This window comes from Blautia sp. MSK17_66 (assembly GCF_020538025.1).
Taxonomy (GTDB): domain Bacteria; phylum Bacillota; class Clostridia; order Lachnospirales; family Lachnospiraceae; genus Blautia_A.
On the sequence record NZ_JAJBNQ010000024.1, the window covers coordinates 45,720 to 65,248 of the forward strand.

The following is a 19,529-nucleotide window of genomic DNA, read 5'->3' on the forward strand; positions in this document are numbered from 1 at the left end:
CTCTCTCATCTCATGCCGCTACTCTTTTTAGTTATAAAAATTTAATCTTCTTTTGCCCAACCATAAGCATATTTGACAGCTTTATTCCAGCCTCTGATTTGTTTTGCTCTGTCATCGTCAGAAATCTGTGGCTCGAATGTCCTGTCAATTGCCCAGTTTTTGATAACGTCTTCTTTGCTTGTCCAGTAACCTACTGCAAGACCTGCAAGATAAGCAGCTCCCATTGCAGTTGTCTCTACACACTGCGGGCGGTTAACCGGCGCATTGATGACGTCAGACTGTGTCTGCATAAGGAAATCATTTGCACTTGCGCCGCCATCAACCTTAAGTGCTGCAAGATCGATTCCGGAATCTGCCTTCATAGCTTCCAAAACATCATTTACCTGATAAGCAATGGATTCCAGCGTTGCGCGGATAATATGATATTTGTTTACACCACGTGTGATTCCCACTATAGTTCCTCTTGCATACTGATCCCAGTGCGGTGCACCAAGTCCTGTAAATGCCGGCACTACATAACAACCATGGGTATCCTTTACTTTTTTAGCCATATATTCGGAATCCGGTGCGGAATCAATAATACGAAGTTCATCTCTCAACCACTGGATCGCAGCCCCTGCTACAAAGATAGAACCTTCCAGTGCGTAGTTTACTTTGCCATCAAGTCCCCATGCGATCGTTGTTACCAGACCATTCTTTGAGAAGATCGGTTTCTCACCGGTATTCATCAGAAGGAAACAGCCTGTGCCATATGTATTCTTTGCTTCACCTGCATTAAAACAGGTCTGTCCAAACAATGCGGCCTGCTGGTCACCTGCTGCACCTGCGATCGGAATTTCTCCACCGAGGAAGGCCAGATCTGCTTTTCCGTATACACAGCTTGACGGTTTTGGTTCCGGCAGCATGGATCTCGGAATATCCAGTTCTGCAAGAATCTCATCGTCCCATTCCAGCGTGTTGATGTTAAACAGCATCGTACGGGAAGCGTTGGAATAATCGGTTACATGAACTGCACCTTTTGTCAGTTTCCAGATCAGCCATGTCTCAACGGTACCAAATAATAATTCGCCCTTTTCTGCACGTTCTCTCGCACCCGGAACATTGTCAAGAAGCCATTTTACCTTTGTTCCTGAAAAGTATGCATCGATAACAAGACCTGTTTTTTCTCTGAACTTATCGGTAAGTCCTTTTTCTTTCAGGCTGTCACAGTATTCAGAAGTTCTGCGGCACTGCCATACGATTGCATGATAAATTGGTTCTCCTGTATTTTTGTCCCATACGATGGTGGTTTCACGCTGGTTGGTAATACCAATCGCTGCAATATCTTCCGCTGCTGCTCCGATCATATTCATTGCTTCAACCGCTACACCAAGCATACTTGCCCAGATTTCATCTGCGTCATGCTCAACCCAGCCAGGTTTTGGAAAGTACTGTATGAACTCTCGCTGAGCTACACTGCACATTTCTCCTTTTTCATTGAACAGGATACATCTGTTACTTGTTGTTCCTGCATCCAGAGCCATTACATACTTAGCCATATCTTTTCCTCCATTAAACATGTGAATATCGTTACTTTTTATAACATCCAGACCTCATGATTTGTGGATGAAACTGCGATTGCTCCTGCTGAAAGAGCATCCATCACAGATTCCTTATCTGAGATTAGTCCGCCTGCAATGATTGGTGTTCTCGACATCTTACAGACATTTTTGATGATCTTTGGCATCACGCCAGGAAGGACTTCGATGAAATCAGGCTTCACTGCATGTTGCTGCTGCCTGATGTTTTCATATGCCATTGAATCAAGAAGAAAATACCTGAGTATTGTAAACATTCCCAGTTCCCTTCCTTTTTTGATCAAGATCGGCTTTGTGGAAATGATTCCATCTGCCTTTGTATTCTTCTGGATAAATTCAACTACAATGTCCTTGCTGCTGAGCCCACTGATCAGATCCACATGGACCATTGCAACCTTGCCGGCTGCCTTTACCTTATCTACGATTTCTTTGACAGAACAGATATCTCCAAATAAGATAAATACCACACGGATGTCCTCCAGGGAACAACAGACTTCCAGATCGTTCATGTTTTTTACTGCTGCAATGATCGGATTATCCTCAACTGCTTCATAAAAAGAACTGCTCACCCTCTCACTCCTTGCAATTTCAAAAATAAAAAAGAGCGCATTCTATAACAGCCTTTCGACTGATATGAATTCGCTCTCCTCTCACAGCTTCACTTTCCAATTACTTATTCAATGCGCTTATCATAACACATTGCACAATTAATTACAAGTATTTTTTAAAATAAATATACTATTTACACAAACCAAGTGTTACTGTTCACTCCGTTCACAGCAACCTGGTCACACCATCTGCACCAGCCATACATCGCTTTTTACCATGAAATATCCGATCACTACTTTGATCACTTCTGTTGCCTGTACCAGGAAATACACGCTCACGATTCCAAGGCCTGTATAGCGGGCCAGAAGAAAAGATGTCGGTACTACCACAACCCAGGTAAATACGGAATCAAATAAAAATGTGACCATCGTTTTCCCACCGGAACGCAGCGTAAAATAAGAGGCATGACTGAAAGAACAGAATGGCATAATGATCGCAGATACTGCAATAAAGCTGGTTGCAAGCGCTTTGATCTCTTCGGACGTATTATAAATCTGTGGGAATAATCCACCAAATATCAACATTACTCCGGCAACTAATGCACAGCAGAATACGCTGAAAACAATCATCTTATTATCGGCATCTTTGGCCTCTTTTAATTTGCCTGCACCGAGATACTGTCCGACAATAATACTGATACAGCCTCCCAGCTGAATATAAATGATGTTAAACAGATTGGTGATCGTTGTTGCTATATTCAGCCCCGCAATGACATCCAGTCCACGGACAGAATAGCACTGGGTCACTGTTGTCATTCCTGCCGCCCAAAAGACTTCATTGAGCATAAGCGGAAGTCCTTTGATAAGGATTGCTTTAAACTCTGCCTTTGGAATTCCAAATCCGCGATATGCACCTTCCAGATATCGGTTTTTCGCTCTATTAGTATGTGCCCACACGATTACGATCAACGCTTCTATATAACGTGCGATCACAGTTGCCAGTGCCGCACCGACAACGCCCATCTTCGGGATTGGACCAAGTCCAAAGATCAGAAGATAATCCAGGACTGCATTAATTCCAACCGCGGCAAAACTTGCAATCATAGGAATCATGGTCTGACCGGTTTCTTTTATGTTCGTCGCATAGGACTGATTTATCGCAAATGGGATCAGCCCGATCATCATGATCGCAAGATATTCCAGGCCATACTGCAGGGCAGCTTCTGTTGCCCCGCTTCCTGTTGTATCTGTCAGATATAATGATATCAGTGTGGAGCCTTTTGTTATAAACAGAAGTATTGCAGCCGCCGTCATAGTCAGTGACGCATATAACTTGAACCGGAAGGAATGCATATGTCCCTTATGGTTCCCTTTTCCAAAATACTGTGCCCCAAAAATACTCGCTGCCGATACTGCCCCAAAGATCGCCAGATTATACACAAAGATCAGTTGATTTACGATCGCAACTCCCGACATTGGCTCAGTCCCCAGCTGACCGACCATAATGTTGTCAAGAAAGCTCACCAGGTTTGTGATGGCATTCTGCAGGATCATTGGCAGTGCAAGACACAGATATCTCTTGTAAAATGACGCACTGCCAATATATTTTTCCTTAAAGTGTGTTAACATAGTTACTTTTCCTTTTACTTCAGTTCTTTTTATTTTTCTTTTTTTCCGTTTTTCTTCTTTCTTATCTTTTGAACGACTTTGCGGATCAGGACTGTCACAAGAACAATCATTACAATTATAATCAGAATAACAGATACTATGATTGCAGTAAATTTGTTCGGATTTTTTATCAGACTGATTATATTTTTACTGTCATCCACGACTTTACGTCCATATGTTGTCGCATAATATTCTGAGACATTCGCGATGCCATCTCCGTCTGTATCTTTAAAGGACTGCATATATCTTGCAATCGCATCCCATGCTTTTAATTCTTTGTCACCTTCCATGACTGCCTGATCTTCCAGATTTTCAATTGGATTTCCATCCTTGTCCTTTGGTTCAAGAGACAGCAGTCCATAAGACATTTTCATTACTGATCCAAGCATCTGGCCGGTATACAAATCTGTTACGACATGATACAGTTTGTCATCCTGGATCTCTGTTCTCTCTCCGTCCGCTCTTGTCAGATAACAGTCTGTTACCTTATTCAGAATCATTCGATGCGGGTTGTATGTAAAATTCAGTCCGCTGCAATATAATCTTGCGGTCATCATAAAATCAGAGACAGATGCGTCCACTTCTGCCACCAGTTTCAGTTCTTTTCCTGTCAGATATGCATTGATCAGAGGATATCCGGCCACTCCATCCCTGCCAATCCCCAGAGAAAATGAATTGTATACATCTTCTACGGTAATATCACCCTTTGTATAGGTGTCACGCACGGTTCCGCTCGGAACAACAGCCACATCTACAGGATCCCCGTCATAATACTCAGAATTCTCCACTGCATAGACATAGGCATCCGACATGATATCACCGAGATTCAATTCTTCATGCTTCGTCTCCATTTCTTCCAGACTGTTGAATTCAACATCATTCTGTGCAAGAACTTCTTTTCTTGTATAACCAAAATCTGCCAGATAATTCGTATCCACTTTATCCATTAATGCATCGATCTGTTTCTGGGTTTCCTGATCCGCCTCTACATCTTCCGATACAGGAATCAGCTCATAAGAGCTCAAATCCCAGCGTCCGTCAGAATTCTGGGTCATCGAAAGGGAACCAAGATTTCTTCCGTATTCCCCGCAGGACACAATATAGGTGTTTCCGTGCTGAATTGCCTCCGGCAGCTCTGAATGTGTATGTCCGCTGATGATCAGGTCGATATCCGGAACCGCCTTTGCAAGGAGCTCGTCTTCGGACTTATTCTCATCATCCCAGGTTCCACTGTGAGAAACGCAGGCGATCATGTCTGCTTCTTCGTTTTTCCTGATCTCTTCTACAGTCTGCTTAACAGCCTCTATAGGATCTTTGAAAGACAATTCGCAGGTCGGTGCGCATTCCAGGGCATCTTTTCCGAAAACACCGACAACTGCAATCTTCACGTCACCCTTCTGAACCATTACATAATCCTTCACACCATAAGTTTCAAATGCTGACTGTATCTGTCTCTGACCGTCGCTTAGACCAGCCTTTTCCATGCTCTCCCAGTCCACATTGCACACTACGATCTCAGGCAGCGTCTCACCGGAGCTTTTGGCTGCCTTCAGCATATTTGCCAGACCTTTGGAACGATAATCAAATTCATGATTACCAAACGTGGTCACATCGTAACCAAGAGATCCAAGCATCCGAAGCTCTGCTGCCTCTGTATCATATACTGTCTGGACCAGTGTTCCCATTGAAAAATCACCGCCATCCAGTATGAGCGTGTCCGGATCTTCTTTCTTTTTTTCGTTGATCAGCGTTTTAATTTTTGCAAATCCACCTACTTTTTCCTGCTTTCCGTTTACAATTGTCGAGAAGCTGTCCAGATGGGAATGCGTGTCATGCGTAAACAGGACATCTATCTGTTTTGTGCTGTCTGCCGCCCCCACCGGAATATCCATCACAGGTAAAAGCAGTACTGCGACAACAAGCATGACTGACAGAATTTTTTTCCATTTTTTCATAAACTACTTCCTTTCATTTCGAACTTTTTCACCTGATTTGAGTATACGTGATTTCCACCATGTTTGTCACGTATAATAATAAAGTAAAAAAAATACTCCCTTCCAGGCAGCAGGTTTTTTTATTTCACTTGTCTGCCTGGAAAAGAGCATCTCTGAAAAAGAAAAATTATTTATTAAATTTTCCCGCTTCAATATCATGAATCAATCCGATACGATTAGTTTTGAAATGGAAGAACGGACGCTCCGGAAGAGCAATAATGTCAACCGGCTGCATATAGTCTTCCAGACTTTCTTTTACTTTTTCACGAATATCATCAACGGTATAACCTTTATTAAGTACTACAAACAAATATGGAATAAAGCATCTGTGATGTTCCGGATCCTGCACGATAACAAAAAACTCGTCATCGATTCCTTCTACTTCTGCATCTGCAAGACGGTTTTCCATCGGCAGTGTTGCCAGTGAACCTCCGCCGTATCTTGGTGCTTCGCCCCTTGTCAGAGCATAAATTGTTCCATCTTCTGTCATATAACCGATGTCACCGGTATGCAGCCACCGACTGCCATCTTCATGGATTTTGATTGTTCTTTCCGTTGCTGTCGGATCATCGTATCCCATCATTGTTCCCGGACCACACTGACAGATTTCTCCCATTGTGTTATACGTCAGTTCTTCATCTGTTCCCGGTTTAAAAATAGAAATCGTTGTAAGAGGCATCGGTATACCTACGTTTCCATCTTTTATCGGATGAGCTGTTAATGGCAATGACATGTTAGATCCGGCTTCACTGCATCCGTAACCAGTTGTAAAACGGGCTTTACAATGATGATCTTCCAGAAATTTCTGAGCTCTTTTTAACTGGTTGTTGTTGTAAGCCTCACAGCCGGCACCTGCGGAAAACAGATGAGACATATCATAGTCATCCGGTACACGTCCGTTTCTCATGACAATTTCAATAAACATCGGAATCAATGGCCAGCAGTTTGGTCGATAATGCATCATTTCCAGATCAACATCTTCCGGTGCAATAAATGGACTCAAGATTAGAAGTTTATCAGATGCCAACGGCATCAGAAGCATCGCAACAACCACCGCTACCAGTGATGGAGTCAGCTGTGTAACCAGCCAGGTCGGACGGAATTCTGAAGAAGCGCCATAGAAATTCATCTGATGCATATTGCCAATCATTGTGTGTGCAGAATGGATCACCTGCTTGGATGGTCCTGTTGAACCACTTGTATAGGTCCTGAACAGCGGTCTGTCAATGTTTTTCTCTGCCTCCACAGTACCTGAAAACTGTTTGCCCTCAGAAATAAAGGCATCCCACGACATCGTATAAGGTCCATAAGCAGGATAGTCGGTATAAAGAGATTCCAGATAGTTCCAGCAGTAATCCGGCAGCCCGGTTCTCATGGCGCTGCGGATCGGACTTAACAAGACTGCTCCTCGAATGCCGGCTTCCTTACGGTATCTGTTTAAATCCTCATGTGAAAGAAAATCATGTGCAATGATCATTTTTGCTCCGGATTTCTTGACTGCCTCTATGTTTTCCTCAAGTGTGTTATCTCTGCAGAGAACAGATGCCCCTATCTTTTCTGCTGCCAAAAACAGATAAATAAATTCAGGAACAGCTCTCAGGAAAACCGGAATCTGATCTCCCTCTCCAAAGCCGATCGCACGCAGAGCTCTTGCAGTCAGATCAACCTGCTCTTTTACTTCCTTCCACTGTATATCTCGTCCATAATAATGTATCGCTGTCACATCATCACCAGGACATCTCTCCATAAGATATTCATAAACTGTCTGTTCCGGAATCGCAAGCCCCTGTATCAGCTGTGGCGGATAATACTGCATCCATGGTTTGTCAATACTCGGTTTTCCAGTCATTTTATTCATAACATTTTCCCCTTTCATATTCTTCCTGAGTAAGATGGGGACAGTTTAACATAGAAAAAAATGAACGGACTTGAATTCTTATGATAAATAGCGTTAAAAATTGAATGAGATATCTGTCTGAATCTCTGTATTATGAATCATATGGCCAAAAAATCTTTGTTGCTCTGCCGACTCTGACAGACATCTTTCATCTTGAATATTCCATATATCCTGGAAAAACCTGTCAAAAATACTCGTCATTTCCGGATGAGTAAACAATGCCAGATTATTTTTTCTGTTCTCTGTTTTGGATATTAAGTAAGAATTGCTGTCCGAAAGGAAAATGCATTGTGTCATCTCATACTGATAATCCGTCGTCAGTCGTCCGCTGAGCAGTTTTATCTCCAGCGGACTTTCTCCATTTTTGCACAACGACTGTAAATACCTCAGATAAGTTTTTACCTGTGCTAATGAAAGCCTGATCGGATAACCCAAAAAATTGACTTCTTTTTCAACTACAAGCTGTGCAATGGCTTCCTTGCAGAAAATGACTCTGGATGGACTTTCCGCCAATACTTTCCGGGTCAGTGCATGCAGATACCGCAGCTGTGCTTCTTCTATTTTACTTTGTTCATCCTCATGTATGCCTTTTTTCAAGGTCTCCAGCAGTTCTTCAAATAATTCATCCGGCAGAAAATGTTCTGTCAGATGTCCTATATACCAGTTCCTGTTCATAGCAAGCATCGAACGCTGATAAATATGTTCCACGATCAATTCGTCAATTGTTGACGGGCGGTAAAGCAAAGCATCTCTTGTGCACGATTCACGCAAAGTCTCAAACATACTCCGGCAATGCGAAGCCTCTGTACTGACATTGACAGCCATGCATTTTTTATCATCCACCAGCATACCGCTGATCATAAATTCATCCTGAACAGAAAAGATCATCCGTCCTGCTGCCTGACTGCTTTTATATAATCGAAAATCAACTCTTGACATATCTGATATGACATTCATCAAAAACATGGTGTCTTCTATAATATTCATTTTTTCAGGCTGAATATGAATGAGCAGGGAAAAATGGACATCCGGATATGCTCTGTATACTTCTCTTCGCATACTTCCCTGTATGATCTGCATACGGTATTCATGTTTTAAAGCCATCAGATCCATCTCTGCCGCAATGTTCAACTGTTTCACACGTCTGAGCACCGGATGATGCATCTTCACAATATACTGGGCAGGACTTAAAGTCATAAAAAAGCTCATCTTCGGCGCAACCAATGTACCATATGTTTTCTGTAATTCCATCACATAATTATATTCTGCCTCTAAATTGTCATAGATTACAGCCTGCAGTTCTTCACAGTCTGTAATCTGATAATTTGCACTCAACGTTTCCAGCCCGCTCTGCGTGCTCTGTCTGACAATTTCCTGGCTGATTCCCCGAAGCACCTTCTGTTTTGTTTTTTCAGCCGGAAGTATTCGCCCTGTAATCCATTTGCTGATATAACTCGGATCATATCGAAGTGCTGTTGCCAGAGAAGAATTCTTAACTTCTCCCATATTGATCAGTTGTTCCAACAAAATACTGAAACGATTTTTTTCTGTTGTTTCCATACTCTGCCCTCCTTCAGTACAAATATTTTTCACTTTATTATACTCTCCGTCTATTTTCGCATCAATGCCAATTTGTTGTCATATAATTATAAATACACAAACAAAGCGGACAAGTCCACTTCAAATTCCCTGAATCCCTCAATCTTTGAGGGACTTACTACCATCCCGAATAGTAGACAATTTGTAGCCATCGAAAAGAAAAAATCCCCAGAAAACCTTGTAATTCAAAGTTTTCTGGGGATATGGATATTATTCGAACTCGCAAAGTTCTATCTGCTTTGTAGTGTTTCTCTGGTATTCCGTTCTTGAAACCGTTCGTTTTTGAACTGTTTTGTATGGATTCGCTATGTTTTCATCTGATTGTATTGTCATTTTATTGTCAACAATATGCTATATATCAAGATCAACTAATAATCATCTACTATCTATACAAGAAATTCTATTTAAAAGTTATTATTCATTTTTCTCCACCGGAAATGTAACTTGCCATTCCCCTTCTATCGGTGCATTGTTACATGTCCAAAATTCTCCCCATATTTCATAGTTAACAAGTTCTTCTGCAGATACTTCAAAAACAAACTCCTCATAACTATTCACATGACTCTGATCCCAAAATGCAACACTTGATTGACAATTAACTACTTTTCCATCTTCGTTTTTCAAATATACATAACCATGATTATCTGTATTAAGAATATCGCTAAATCTAACTTGAATATGCAACTTCCCTTCTACGATTCCATATCCAGTAACAGCTACCCCTTTTTTGAGAATAATAGCATTTGCTTCGTCAGGTTTAATAAATAACATATTATCCCCATCAATGGATTCAGACTCCGAATCACTACCTCCTCTGATATCTGGTTCCTCTAGAAACTCTGTTATAGAATACACGTTGTTTGTATCTATTTTTTCAATTTTAAAATTATTGTGTTCTTTTTTGCTGAGCAACTGATTTACAGAAAACGTAATTTTATCACCTGGAAGCAATATATGGTCTGTTTGCTCAATTGTTAACATGAATGTTGCCGTATTCGTACCAGCATCATAACTAACAAGAGAACATCCTCCACTTTGATCATACGGAGTGCAAATACTATAACTATCAAAAAGATCAGTTGTTTCATCTAGTCTTTTAGCAATCTTATCATGCATTGACAACAAAATGGTTGTTTTTTCGCCATTTACTTCCGCTGCAACTACTGTCATTTCAATGCCATTATCCTCACACGAAACATTAATCGGCTTAAGTTTTTGAGCTATTGATGGAGAAATCGAATAAAGAAGTTCATGTGCAAAATCATTGCCGGCAAATGCCAATATAGGCACTGTCCCGCATAAACACAAACATAAACACGCTGCAATTGCTATCCTTCTTTTAACATGAATTATTTTTTTCTTTTGATGAAATTCAAATTCTGACTGAATGATTAAATCATTTTCTATCTCACTCATACTTTGCAATAATTCTTTTCCATTCATAAAAAATATCCCTCCTTTGTTAAATAGACTCGAAGGTCTTTTCGCATACGATAAAGCATAATTTTCACTTTACTTTCCGAATATCCAAAACGCTTTGCAACCGACAAAACAGTATCACAATAATAGTATCTATGCATAAAAATTATTCTCTTTTCTTTAGGCTGTTTGCGAAGAAATGTACTGATTACCCTGCCTATCTCAACTCCATCAACATAGCTTTCAACATCATTCACCGCTGGAATACACTGTTCCATTTCACTAGATAGCTCTACAATATATGCTCTGCGCTTCAATCGATTTTTCTCTATGCATTTATTAATAGATATATTACGAATGATTTTTGACAAAAATGCTATAAGATACGTTCTGGGTTCATTTGGTGGAATTCTATTCCATGCTTCGAGGTATGTATCATTTTCACACTCCTCAGCAGTTAAAATATCTGCAGTAATTCGTTGCGAAATCGAACGTAATCTGCAACCATACTTTTCAGCAGTATGAATAATTGCAGATTCATCTTTCTTCAAAAATAATTCCACGATTTCATCATCGTCCACTCTAACAACCTCCTTCCTGATTATATTTAATACCTTCATACTTCATAGCAATAATTTATGCCATCTAGTTACACTTTTCAAATAAATTTTCAGACAAGTTTTCAGACCATATAAAAGCAGCTATAAAAAACTGTCTGCTTACTTATATTACACTATTTATTCTCCTCTCTTTTATTTCTTTCTGTATAAAATCTACTCTCTCTAATTTATACTTCAAAAATCAACATCTAAACCGTACTTTCTAAACATAGATTTGATTTCTTCGACTCCCTTTATCTCCCCTCTCTATCTGTACGTCTCTTCTTACCTTTTTGCTTTGCATTTACCTGTTCCAAATGCTTTGCCACTTCTATTGCTTCCTTGACCTTATTTTCTCCCAAAACAGCTACAACACGATCCATATCATATGCCACATTTAACAAAGCTACATTCTCTTTCTTTATAACAGATATTTCCTCTCTCAACCGATCTACACGATTTTCAAGATCTATGTTTCGATCTGACAGCTTTTGATTTTTGTTTTTCAAATCCAAATACTTGCTATATAATGCCTGTATCATATTCGCAACTTTTTTCACCAAAGGAAATATTCTCTTCCGATAAGATTTTGCTGACTCTAAAGTTCCGGCTTCTGGCAGCCATTCTTCCGGATAATATCCATACTCACGTGCATGTGAGTCAACAAGTCCAGCTTTTGAATTTAGTGCAGAAAATCGTTTCTCTAACACTTCTGTCTTTTTAATTACTGCATCTCTCTCTTTTTCTGCTTGCGCTTTTTCCTTTTGGATCTCATCCACACATTCACTGATATCATGCAAATCATGTTCCAATAAATTCTTATGTTCCGTTAATTCTTCTACTTCCTGTTCTCGAACCTTTTTCTTGTAATCCAATACAGAAAGATGTTGTTCATGAGTTCCTTTCTGATCCCATTCTATCTCATTTTCTCTCATGACCATAGCTAATTTTTGCTTTTCCGATTGCACCCATTGATTTAGCTCCGTCTCACTTCTGGAACCGCCTTTAAATCCTAATGACGATAAAGCTTGTTTTAAAGATACTCTTGTATCAAGTCCTCGCTTACTTCCTGTAACATAAGGAATAAAATCAATATGTAGATGTGGTGTTGCTTCATCTAAATGTAGATGTGCAGCAAATACTCGCAACGTAGGATTCCGTTCTTGAAATCCTTTCATGTATTCATCTAATATCTTTGCAGCAAGTTGTCCTTCCATCGTTTCTGATCCCATATTATCTTTATCACCGATCTGAAGGATAACCTCATGAAATAATTTTTCTTGTTTTCCAGAACGTATCTTTTCATAGTAATCATCGATCTTACGATCTTTCCGAGTCTGCTTATCGTTGTAACGCTTCAAGGCATCATCAAACAATTCATGATATACATCTTTGATATCTTCATTACAATATTCAACATTCCAATGGGTTCTATTCGGATCCGTATTCTTTGCATGAAATTTTCTACTATTATGGTTCAGGGAGCCTTTCCCTGTCATAAAACTAATTGTCCTCTTCAATAAATCTCCTTTCCTTCATTTTAAAACGCCAGATATGGCGATCATGTTTTGTTACTTTTGTCAAAAGTAACGCAAAAGCACTTTCGACAGCCTAACGTCCATCAAAAGTACCCTTGCGCCCTGCCGGGAGCTTTCAAATCAGCCAGTACTGTATCGGCTACACCCTACAGCAATTCTCCTTGTTTGATATTCACAGGTGCGTGCCACGCTCCTGTTCTATATTCCCCAAACAAACATCACCATCGATAACTAGCTGACACTCCACGCTTATCTAAATATTCCTGTCGTGCTTTCTCCTGCTCTTCCTCAGAAGGAGCAGTCTTATACTTCGTATAGAGTTCATGTCTGACTAATGCATCCAATTTTTCTTCCAAGCCATTTCGAATATCTTCTTCATACTGATCATCTGAACCCAAATGATAAAAGATCAATTTTCGAAACAGTTCATAATCAATCTGTACTTTTTTCATCACTTCACTCCTTTTTAATCAAGGTGGCAAGATTCCCTATTCTTTAAGCTATGGTAATCTTGCCATCTTCCTTTACTCTTCTTGTAACATCCAGAACCATTTATTTCCTATCTTCACAGAATCAATCTGTAATTCCTTCTTCGCATTCCAAAGTGTTTTCTTTTTAATTCCTCGTTCTTCTGCTTCTTCCGCTATTTTTGCCTGTTCCATTGATCCATTTGCTAAGATCTCTTTTAAAAAATCTTTCGCACTTCGGATTTTTTGCCCTCGTCCATCACCAGACAATAAGTCATCTGCACTGATGTCATATTTTCCAATCCAATGAAATCCTTTTTCTTTGTCTAATCGAAAGGCGATAGCATCTCCTTCCGGAGCAAGAGAACTCTTTACATGACAGATCACTCGGATTTCCGGTTCATCTTTCACTCTTCCAACAATCAACACGCTTCTTGCTGCCGCTTGAAAGTCAATAGAACCCAATCCACGATAGGATGATTTTCCATTACTATTCTTATTCATATGACCGATCAGAATAATGGCACATTGATATTTCTCTGCTAATACAGAAATTCTTTTCATCAATGGACGAATCTCATTTGCCCTATGCATATCAACACCAGCCCCTAGAAAGCCTTGAATTGGATCTAATACTACAAGTCTTGCTTTCGTCTGTATAATCGCCTCCTCCAGCCTTGCATCTACCATGGTTAATGGCTGATCCTGGTCATCAATTACCAAGACTCTGGAACAATCTGCCCCTGCCGCTAACAATCTCGGTTTGATCGTATCGCCCAATCCATCTTCAGCTGTTTGATAAATCACATTGATTGGCTCTACACCTGCCTCTTCGGATTTCCCTTCGCTTGTTTCACTTAATATTGCTTCTCCTTTTGTTAACTTTGCAATAATCTGCAACACCACGGTGGTTTTCCCCTCTCCAGGATCTCCCTGAATAATGGTGACCTTCCCGTATGGTATGAAGGGATAAAAGAGCCATTCGATTTCTTCCACTTCAACCTGATCCATGTGGATCAATTTCAGGCATGGTTCTGCCTTTTTTACTTCTCTATAATTATCTTCCATTTCCACCTCCTGCCCAACCGGGCAAGTCCCTGGCAAACAGAATTTAACAATTGTTGCAACAACAATTTTGTGATATACTCAAGTTGTTAGGATGGTATATCAGTTATTCTGATAATCAAGGAACTTGCTCAGATTATTTCTGGGCTTTTTCTTTTTTCCTTCTTTCATAGTTTCTTTCTTCTGCAAATGCATTTAATATCTCCAACATTGTTCGAATAGGTGTAAACAACTCTTCATCGGCATCCTCTAATATAGTTAACCTTTTCAGTTCCTCTTCAATCCCTCGAAGCTGTTTTCTAAACTGTACTAACATCAATGGATTTCCTACTGCTGTGACTTTTTGATGTAAAACGCTTTCAATGATATATTCTTGTCTCGTCTGGTATCCACAAAGTTTTACTCTTAAATCCAGCTCTTCATTTTCTTCCGGAGACATTCGAAACGCTATAGTTACATTACGCCACCGATTCTTGTTATCCCTATTTTTTTCACTCATCTAGATATTCCTCTCTTTCCTGATTTAGATTTTCCGCCATCTCTGTTTGGATTGTCGGGAATAAATGCGCATATCGATATGTGATTTCCACACTTTCATGCCCTACCCTTTCTCCAATTGCCACCGCAGAATACCCCATATTGATCAACAATGACACGTGAGAATGTCGTAAATCATGGATTCGTATTCTCTTCACTCCTGACAACTTCACACCTCGATCCATTTCATGATGAAGATAGCTTTTTGAAATTTGGAATATCCTGTCATTTTCATTTAAACCATACAGCATTCCTATATACGATTCTAATTCTTCGCTTAAAAATTCCGGCATGGTGATCATACGATTACTCTTCACAGTCTTTGGATCTGTAATAATATCCTTCCCCTCTAATCTTTGATAAGATTTATTGATCCGGATAGTACACGCCTGAAAATCGAAATCTGCCGGTGTCAGTGCTAACAACTCTCCCATACGCACTCCACACCAATATAGAATTTCAAATGCATAAAAGGAGATTGGCTTATCCGCCACCGCTTCAATGAACTTCATATACTCTTCTTTTGTCCAGAAAAGCATCTCTTTTGTTCTTTCTTTTCCCATAGATCCTGCCTTGCGTGCAGCATTGCTTTTCAAATCATAGAAATTAACTGCATGATTCAAAATTGCACTCAGCTGATTATGGATGGTCTTTAGATAGACCTGTGAATAGCCTTCTCCTTGTTTATTTCGATAGTTCATCATGGTGTTCTGCCACTGTCGAATATCGGAAGGTTTTATTTCCTGCAACTTCTTTTTCGAAAAATATGGGAGAATCTTTTTTTCTACAATATGCTTTTTCGTCAGCCAGGTATTATATTTGATTCTGGATTTGATATCATTCAGATAAAGATCTACAAAATCTTCAAAATACATATCCAGACTCAAATTCTCCTTTAATTTAAACGCTCTTTCCCATTCCTGGGCATCACATTTGCGTTTAAATCCCCTTTTCGTCTTCTGCTTTCTTACGCCGGTCCAGTCCTTATAATAGGTTCTTACCTCGTAAGTATTTGACTTTTGGTTTTTGATTACTGTCAAAACATCACCTCCTGCTATTTCATTTCGTTCATACCGTAAACTCGTTCTTCAAAATATTTACGGCTGATTTTTCCTTTGACAACAACGAAACCTTTTTGCTCCAATTCAGCATTTAACTGACGGATCAAACGATACGCATAGGAATCAGATACTTCTAATTCTTTCGCTACTTCTTTTGCTGATATAAATAATTTACTAGCCATCTATATCCCTCCTTTCTTTTTTCAGTTCATTATCGAACGGTGTATATGCATCATAACATTTCATTTCCGTACTGTCAATAGAATAATTTCAAAAATGAACGGTTTATTTTTATATTTCATTTTTGAACTGTTTATGCTATACTTTTAAGTAACAATCAGCAAAGGAGTGTTTTCTTATGACAGTAGGTGAGAAAATAAGAAAATTCCGGATCGATCAAGGATATACACAGAAAGAATTGGCAATCATGTCCGGCTTGAGCGAATCGGCAATTAGAAATTATGAACTTGGGAATCGTTTTCCATCATCAGAACAATTGGAAAAAATAGCAAACTCATTAAAGATCAGTCCATACGCCATGTCTGATCCAAACTTTGATACTTATGTTAGTGTCATGCACGCATTATTTGCTTTAGAGGATCAATATGGTCTGCACGCCTACCGGGATGAATCCGGCGTACCACAACTCATGTTTAAAGACAAAGGACATGATTCTTTAAATATGCTGGATAATATTGGAGCATGGGCTGATATGTACCAGAAATTCAGAAATGAAGAGATTACAGAAAAAGATTATTTAGACTGGAAAAGTCAATTCCCAGCTAAATAAAAAGAAATTATTTACAATAATATTAAAAAAGTATTGTCATTTGATTGTCAACGGACATAGAAAGAGCCAAGAAAGCCCGTAAAATAGGCATTTCTTGGCTCTAATATATTATTCAAACTCCTTTGCGGACTGCGTTTCATGACACGCAAAGGCTGTTATTAGAGGTTTATATTTCGAACGTGCGTTCTGTTTTTGTGTTTTTCGCACCGCTTATGAAGAAATAAACTCCAAAATAACTCCATTTTACTCTTTATTATTTTGTTGTTCTTCTCTTGCGTAAAGAATGTCCAACGCCTGGAATATTACATTACTCATAGTCTGATAATGTCTCTCTGCATAAGATACTAGCTTTTCTTTTTGCTCTGGTGACATCCTAATTCTCAGACTAGAATCTTTGCCGTCTAATGATGGTTTTCTAGGCATCTTTCTCTCCTCCTTACATTTCATAGTTTAACACGAATTGATACAAGTGTCAATCTCGTTTTGTTAATATCACCCATTTCCCTTTTTGGCTACTTCCCTGCCTCTTCAGATAATTCTTTTCCTTCAATTTGGTTATATAATACTTCACACTAGCAAGATTCCAATCTAACGCATTAGCCATTTCTTTCTGCGTGATTGAAGGTTGCATACGTACAAGATTCAGAATTTCTATTTCTTTCTCACTCAGTACATTTTCATCTTCCACTTGGTCTAATCTCTCTAAATCTTGGTTAGCTTGGTTAGTAGCTTGGTTAGCTTGGTTAGTAGCTTGGTTAGCTTGGTCAGTTATTGGATTGACTCGGAACAACTCTACCCGAAACATATTATCAAATTCCTGAAATCTCGGCTTTGGAAGTCCATACTCTTCTGCAGCATTAAGGATTCTTTTTATTCCGCTTCCCCATGCCTCTACAAGTCCCATCTGACTGAATATATTGGCAATGCCTTTATTCCTGATCTTCGAATGACCATTCATGACTTCCTCATAAGTTAATCCGTTATATAATCCACCCGGAGATGTCACCTCCAATCTGTCATCATAAACTGCGACCTGAATACAGGATTCATCTAATAGGTTACGGTGACAATGGGCATTAATAATCATTTCCCTGATTGCTTCCGGTGGTAACTCATATTTCTCTTTTCGCACCAATCCGTCAATTGTTGCTCCAAGCCGAATATTTCTCAATACAAAATCTACTGCTTCTTCGATTTGTGTATAGATTGGTCCTGTAAATTCTCTCTTATCCAGAAACATTGCACGATCTGTTCCCTTGAATACCGCACATTGTGTTTTGGAGAATGAAAAATAATCCGATGTCAGCAACGCATAGGCATTCGTTGCCAGAAGCTGTCCCTCGCTCTGCTTCAAAATTTTCCAGTTTATCAGCTGCTCTTTCTTTACAGAATGTTCTGACATTCCTGCTTTCTTCCGGAACTTTTCAATATCCTGACAAAGTTTCTCTGTTGCTTCCTCTGAAACAGGATAACCCACACAAGTAAGCTCATCCCATGAGATTCTGGCCCCTTCCATTTCCAGTTCTTTTATCTTCTCCGGAAATGCCTGTCTTGATGTACCTGCTACACGGATATAAGTGCCATTATCTTTTCCCTTTGATTTTAGATAATACGGTCTGTTCTTTCCAGCTTCTACTGATACAACAATGACCGTTTTCCCGTCTACTGTCTGTGGCTCAATATCAGGAATGATCTGTGGCACACAGGAATCAGAAACTGCATTGGCAATTCCATCCATCAGCTGAAACAACACATCATTTTCCACACCAACAATCTGGTGTGTTTTATCATCTACTCCAACAATCAGCTTGCCACCTTGTGTATTGGCAAAAGCTACGATTGTCTTCATGTACTTTTCACTTTTATCAGGTAAGGATACCTTGTACTCAATATTTTTCGATTCCCCGGAAAACATAGTATCTTCTACCATTCTTTCACTCCTACTCTATACTCGCACCACTGGTACGAATAATTCTATTTCCAGAGCAATCTTCTCTGGATCATTAACACTATTATACGTTCTATTCTTCTTTTCTATCAAGCAAGAAAACAAAACAGTTCATTTCTTCTTACCATTTTCTTCTGTTCTTTTTTGATGCCAGATAAAGTCTCGTCATCTCATCCATGAAAATAGTTTTGTCCTCATTGGTCATAGTTCCACTGGCAAATAAAGCAGCTACCTGTTCAAGAATCTGCCTTGCCTGTTTAGCACCAGCATATTCACTTGGCTCATCATTACCCAAGCACACGGTTTCATTATCATTCATAAGATAAGAAACCTGACACTGAAATGCATCTGCCAGTTTTTGATATAAACTACTCTGCTTCGGATATCGTCCTTCAACTTCCCAAGATCGAATTGTTCTATGAGAAACGCCCACCATATCACCCAGCTTTTGTTGAGTCATTTTTTTCTCTTTTCGCAACTTCCTAATTTTATCACCAAATGTTGTCATAAGTATACATCTTTCTCCTATGAGTTTTGTACATGCTTTATTTTTCTAACCACAATAAAAGTATATCATTATGCAAATAAAAAGAGAACCCGACATCACAAGCAAATTTGATGATGCGGGTTCCCTTCCCTCTTTATAGATCAATACCTTTTATTTTTTCATCTTATGATCCGATGGCAATCTCACTTCTTAATGACAACTGTGGCTTCCACATCCATGCTCGCCACATGTATGTCCTTCCCCGTTGTTGTGCTCGTGATGAGAACATTTCACATCCGGATTATACTCAAGTGTTTCATTGATAAAAGCTTCTA

General features: G+C 39.5%; 18 protein-coding genes and 1 pseudogene. 1 reads left to right on the top strand and 18 read right to left on the bottom strand.

The genetic code is table 11. The features are described from left to right. Positions 1 to 41 precede the first annotated feature (41 nt). From glpK to LIR34_RS13170, 14 genes are all read right to left on the bottom strand, one after another. Complete coding sequence (gene glpK / locus LIR34_RS13105) at positions 42 to 1,538, bottom strand: glycerol kinase GlpK (RefSeq protein ID WP_161285389.1); 1,497 nt, start codon at positions 1,536 to 1,538, stop codon at positions 42 to 44. A gap of 38 nt (positions 1,539 to 1,576) precedes the next feature. Beyond that, positions 1,577 to 2,146 (bottom strand): glycerol-3-phosphate responsive antiterminator, encoded by a 570-nt coding sequence (locus LIR34_RS13110; protein ID WP_173902956.1) that lies wholly within the window; start codon positions 2,144 to 2,146, stop codon positions 1,577 to 1,579. Between the two features lie 219 nt (positions 2,147 to 2,365). After that, on the bottom strand, positions 2,366 to 3,754 hold the full coding sequence (locus LIR34_RS13115) for an MATE family efflux transporter (protein ID WP_173902955.1): 1,389 nt from the start codon (positions 3,752 to 3,754) through the stop codon (positions 2,366 to 2,368). 29 nt (positions 3,755 to 3,783) lie between these two features. Continuing rightward, a complete protein-coding gene (locus LIR34_RS13120; RefSeq protein WP_173902954.1) occupies positions 3,784 to 5,748 on the bottom strand; it encodes a bifunctional metallophosphatase/5'-nucleotidase in 1,965 nt (654 codons plus the stop codon). Positions 5,749 to 5,914: 166 nt separating this feature from the next. Beyond that, entirely contained in the window at positions 5,915 to 7,645 is a 1,731-nt protein-coding gene (locus LIR34_RS13125; RefSeq protein ID WP_244092319.1) for a class I adenylate-forming enzyme family protein, read from the bottom strand. A gap of 93 nt (positions 7,646 to 7,738) precedes the next feature. After that, on the bottom strand, positions 7,739 to 9,244 hold the full coding sequence (locus tag LIR34_RS13130; protein WP_173902952.1) for a hypothetical protein: 1,506 nt from the start codon (positions 9,242 to 9,244) through the stop codon (positions 7,739 to 7,741). 453 nt (positions 9,245 to 9,697) lie between these two features. Then, positions 9,698 to 10,726, bottom strand: coding sequence for a DUF4179 domain-containing protein (locus LIR34_RS13135; protein ID WP_055057788.1), 1,029 nt, complete (start codon positions 10,724 to 10,726; stop codon positions 9,698 to 9,700). Next, complete coding sequence (locus LIR34_RS13140) at positions 10,723 to 11,283, bottom strand: RNA polymerase sigma factor (RefSeq protein WP_055057787.1); 561 nt, start codon at positions 11,281 to 11,283, stop codon at positions 10,723 to 10,725. The genes LIR34_RS13135 and LIR34_RS13140 overlap by 4 nt, the downstream gene beginning before the upstream one ends. Positions 11,284 to 11,555: 272 nt before the next feature. Then, the gene (locus LIR34_RS13145) at positions 11,556 to 12,800 is read right to left on the bottom strand and encodes a plasmid recombination protein (RefSeq protein ID WP_055057786.1); all 1,245 of its coding nucleotides are present in this window, start codon (positions 12,798 to 12,800) and stop codon (positions 11,556 to 11,558) included. Between the two features lie 257 nt (positions 12,801 to 13,057). Next, on the bottom strand, positions 13,058 to 13,291 hold the full coding sequence (locus LIR34_RS13150; RefSeq protein ID WP_003019356.1) for a hypothetical protein: 234 nt from the start codon (positions 13,289 to 13,291) through the stop codon (positions 13,058 to 13,060). 72 nt (positions 13,292 to 13,363) lie between these two features. Continuing rightward, positions 13,364 to 14,374, bottom strand: a complete 1,011-nt coding sequence (locus tag LIR34_RS13155; protein WP_055057785.1) for an AAA family ATPase — start codon at positions 14,372 to 14,374, stop codon at positions 13,364 to 13,366. A gap of 133 nt (positions 14,375 to 14,507) precedes the next feature. Next, the gene (locus LIR34_RS13160; protein WP_055057784.1) at positions 14,508 to 14,870 is read right to left on the bottom strand and encodes a plasmid mobilization protein; all 363 of its coding nucleotides are present in this window, start codon (positions 14,868 to 14,870) and stop codon (positions 14,508 to 14,510) included. Further along, complete coding sequence (locus LIR34_RS13165) at positions 14,863 to 15,948, bottom strand: site-specific integrase (RefSeq protein WP_008976823.1); 1,086 nt, start codon at positions 15,946 to 15,948, stop codon at positions 14,863 to 14,865. Before LIR34_RS13165 ends, LIR34_RS13160 begins: the two co-directional genes overlap by 8 nt. A 14-nt stretch (positions 15,949 to 15,962) precedes the next feature. After that, complete coding sequence (locus LIR34_RS13170; protein ID WP_003019365.1) at positions 15,963 to 16,151, bottom strand: hypothetical protein; 189 nt, start codon at positions 16,149 to 16,151, stop codon at positions 15,963 to 15,965. A gap of 176 nt (positions 16,152 to 16,327) precedes the next feature. On the opposite strand from LIR34_RS13170, the gene LIR34_RS13175 reads away from it, so the two are divergent. Next, positions 16,328 to 16,759 (top strand): helix-turn-helix domain-containing protein, encoded by a 432-nt coding sequence (locus LIR34_RS13175; RefSeq protein WP_004223586.1) that lies wholly within the window; start codon positions 16,328 to 16,330, stop codon positions 16,757 to 16,759. 243 nt (positions 16,760 to 17,002) lie between these two features. Here the strand turns inward: LIR34_RS13175 and LIR34_RS13180 are convergent, their stop codons facing one another. From LIR34_RS13180 to LIR34_RS17990, 4 genes and pseudogenes are all read right to left on the bottom strand, one after another. Next, on the bottom strand, positions 17,003 to 17,182 hold the full coding sequence (locus LIR34_RS13180) for a hypothetical protein (RefSeq protein WP_008705291.1): 180 nt from the start codon (positions 17,180 to 17,182) through the stop codon (positions 17,003 to 17,005). Positions 17,183 to 17,231: 49 nt separating this feature from the next. Next, positions 17,232 to 18,689 carry an AlbA family DNA-binding domain-containing protein gene (locus LIR34_RS13185; protein ID WP_161234127.1) on the bottom strand — a complete coding sequence of 486 codons (1,458 nt, stop codon included), beginning with the start codon at positions 18,687 to 18,689 and terminating at the stop codon, positions 17,232 to 17,234. Positions 18,690 to 18,828: 139 nt separating this feature from the next. Further along, a complete protein-coding gene (locus LIR34_RS13190; RefSeq protein ID WP_044924454.1) occupies positions 18,829 to 19,215 on the bottom strand; it encodes a helix-turn-helix domain-containing protein in 387 nt (128 codons plus the stop codon). A 189-nt stretch (positions 19,216 to 19,404) separates the two neighbouring features. Beyond that, positions 19,405 to 19,529 (bottom strand): annotated as a pseudogene (locus tag LIR34_RS17990) (DNA-binding protein); the annotation flags it as partial.